Origin of the sequence: Candidatus Culexarchaeum yellowstonense (assembly GCF_024707025.1) — an archaeon.
Taxonomy (GTDB): domain Archaea; phylum Thermoproteota; class Methanomethylicia; order Culexarchaeales; family Culexarchaeaceae; genus Culexarchaeum.
On sequence record NZ_JANGFQ010000204.1, the window covers coordinates 1 to 2696 of the forward strand.

Below are 2696 nucleotides of genomic sequence, written 5' to 3' on the forward strand. Positions count from 1 at the left end.
TCAGCATAAGTTGTATGGGGGGTAGAGGGGATTAGCTGACAGGTCTGGTGAAGAGGTATAATTTTACCCACTTCATTTAATTTTAATATTAGCTTCGAATTGTAGCCTGCTTGAAGCATCTTGTCTATTAATGGAGTTTCACACCCATGGATTTCCACAATGTATTGTTTAGATAGTTTTATGCACAGCGCTAGAATCATCAACACTTTTACACATGGAATTTTCATCGAACCTCTCCTTCCCTCACCCTCATATCAAGTTCATCTAAAATATTTGTCTCATAAATGTATCAAAACCTTATGGTAGAAAATACGACATTTTTATTTGAGGTTAAGGAAAATGACTTATTATGGTGAAATTTTAAAGAATTTTACGGAAATCCTTTTTAATTGTTGGTTTTATAGGTAGGTTTGGTGGTTAGTTATTTATGGTTTTCGGTTTGGTTTCTAGGTTTAGGGTTTTGGTTTCGGCTTTTTCGATGGCATCTTTCTTGTCTATGTTCTTTTATGCTAATTCTGTTTTTGAGCTGGGTTCTCCTGTTTGGTGTGAGGTTGTTGATTTGTCTTTTTGGGTTTTGGCTTCGCTGACCGTTGTTGCTGGCGTTTTTGATGTTTTGCTGTATTGGAGGAAATATCCTGCTTTCTCGTCGTACATTTTATCTTTGATGGGGGTTTTTGTAACGGTTATTGCTAGGTTGGCTTCAACAATGTATACGCTTATCCTTACAAGCTTCTCCATTCAGATTGTTGGAGGCTCAATTATAGATGTAACTTCCTTCAAATATGCGTCGATGAGTATTGTGGGGGCTTGCTTGGTGCTTACGTCAACTGGGGTGAGCACGTGGTTTAAGGGGCCTGTCATTTTTGTTGAGAGTCGCAATTTATACTCTATTTTACAGAGTTTCATGGATTCCTTCTCAAAGATGCCATCCAAGTTCATATTTTTAGCATCATTCCTTATTGGCTTTTTTGTGAGGCTTTACCCTGAGGTTAAGTATTTAAATCTCCCAATAGGCTGGGATACAATAGAGTATATTGCAAATGCAAGGGATTTTGCATATGCACCGAAGCTTGTAACAACTTATTGGACTCCTGATGGGAATAGGAATATTCCACCGCTCTTAACGTGGATCCCAGGCCTTCTATCCGTCGCAGGCTTAGATCCATGGATATTTTATAAAGTTTATCCATCAATCGTAATAGGCTGTTTGGCGGGCGTTTCAGCTACATTGACCCGTAGGCTGACTAGATCAAATGTGGCGGCATTAGCGGCATCCATAGCAATTGTATTTAACCCTTACATAATTGGCCAAAGTCAGCAGTGGCATAGGCATATGCTTGGCACCCTCCTATTGCTCATATATCTTTACCTATGTGAGGCTGGAGCTAGGTCTCCTACTAGAGCATTTATCCTCACGTTAACTTCAATGTCCTATGAGCCATCAGCAGTTCTATCCATAATCCTCTCAATTACAGAAGTATTACATTCCAGGAAGTGGTGGGGTAAAATTATGTTTACATTATCAACAGTGATCTCAGCGGTAATGTTGCTGTTTTATGTTGGTTTCCCTCAAAAGGTCATGGTTGCAACATCACCTATAGGAATTCAGATAGTTGGTGGATTGAAATACTCTGCGTCTGCAACTATTCAATATACCATAGTATGTCTATTGATGATGTCGCCATCAGTAGCTATGTTGAGGATTTGGAAAGCGATAAATGTTAAGGCGAAGATTGCTTTTATAACGCTTTTCATAGCATCCATGCTCCCAGCAGTTTCAACAATAGCTCCAGTAGACCAGCATAGGTGGTTTCTAATGCTATTAACGATTCTAACACCGTATACCGTGGCGGGATTGATTAATTTGAGTAAGAAGATTGTTGCATTATCAATGATTGTTATCATGTTGGCTGGTGTGGCATATGTTTTCACCGAAGGGGGATGTTTGCATTTCCGCATATGGCCATCCGTATCAACACCTTATGCTTCAGGATACCCGTGGAAGTTAGCGCCAGCAACGACGAATCTAATGGATGTTGAAAATATTGTTGGAATTATTAGCGTGAGAAGTGAGGTGGTGTTGACGAGCTTATACCTATATCCGCAAATACACCTATATGTAAGGCTTCCAAGCAACATTATTGTTTCCTCAACTGAACCAGACATATTGATGGCTATATACATCTTAAACAAAACTAAAATGGGTGGTGTGCTTGTAGCTACTGGAAATAATTTGACGAAGCAGTTTATAGAGTATCAGGAGGACCCCTACACATATTATGCATTTATGAGTGTACGTTACGGTAAGGGGAATTGGATTGACATACATGACATTATATGTAGGGAAGTTTATAGGGGGAGCGCTGTAAGCCTCTATGAAATAACAATCAATAATAAGGGGGATTGAAAGTTAAATTTCAACAAATGACTCTGGTAAGTATATATTTTGAGATTAAGCTACTAACATATGATCCTTTTCATCGTTAAAATGAATATTTAGAAATTATCATAAACTAATGAGTAAAATCTTAATAAACTTTGTTGAAATTTCTATTATTTTCATAAGGGCTGTTTTCGTAGTGTTTTTAAATTTTGTTTTTAGATTTGTTTTGTGGTGGTTTTGTTTTGAGGGGTGTTGTTCTTCATGGTGGTGCTGGTACTAGGCTTAGACCTTTAACTTATAGTGGTCCTAAGCA

General features: G+C 38.2%; 3 protein-coding genes. 2 read left to right on the top strand and 1 reads right to left on the bottom strand.

Annotation, left to right across the window (positions count from 1 at the left end):
* On the bottom strand, nt 1-227 hold a 227-nt coding region (locus MRT15_RS11160), incomplete at its 3' end, for a hypothetical protein (RefSeq protein WP_304330282.1).
* A gap of 200 nt (nt 228-427) precedes the next feature.
* Here MRT15_RS11160 and MRT15_RS11165 point away from each other — a divergent pair.
* The gene (locus tag MRT15_RS11165) at nt 428-2407 is read left to right on the top strand and encodes a hypothetical protein (protein ID WP_304330283.1); all 1980 of its coding nucleotides are present in this window, start codon (nt 428-430) and stop codon (nt 2405-2407) included.
* A gap of 218 nt (nt 2408-2625) precedes the next feature.
* A partial coding sequence (locus tag MRT15_RS12675; RefSeq protein ID WP_369684979.1) for a sugar phosphate nucleotidyltransferase occupies nt 2626-2696 on the top strand: 71 nt, incomplete at its 3' end.

What these genes read in the sequence shown, in the direction of transcription:
- MRT15_RS11165 (WP_304330283.1), top strand. Translation starts at nt 428, where the DNA reads ATGGTTTTCGGTTTGGTTTCTAGGTTTAGGGTTTTGGTTTCGGCTTTT.